Annotated in this window: 1 protein-coding gene; it reads left to right on the forward strand. The window is 45.8% G+C overall.

Translation table 11 applies throughout. The features are described 5' to 3' along the window. A partial coding sequence (locus SB725_RS32775; RefSeq protein WP_410923649.1) for a carbonic anhydrase occupies window positions 1-241 on the forward strand: 241 nt, incomplete at its 5' end. Window positions 242-251: the final 10 nt, after the last annotated feature.

The following is a 251-nucleotide window of genomic DNA, read 5'->3' on the forward strand; positions in this document are numbered from 1 at the left end:
TATCGTTGATCGTATTCGCCCAAGCGTTTATAACTTGCACGAACTGGCAACTGCCAATGGTCAAGACGTCGATGCAGACGAGCTGGTCGATCGCTCTATTCGCGCTAACGTACGTATGTCAGTTAGTCAGCTAAAACATGGCTCACGTGCATTAGAGGACTTAACCAATAGTGGTCAGCTATTGGTAGTCGGCGCTGAGTATGACTTAGAGACAGGAAAAGTGCGTTTTTTAGATAGCTAATCAGTCTTAG

It is taken from the genome of Pseudomonas sp. SIMBA_041, assembly GCF_046535095.1.
GTDB lineage: Bacteria > Pseudomonadota > Gammaproteobacteria > Pseudomonadales > Pseudomonadaceae > Aquipseudomonas > Aquipseudomonas mucoides.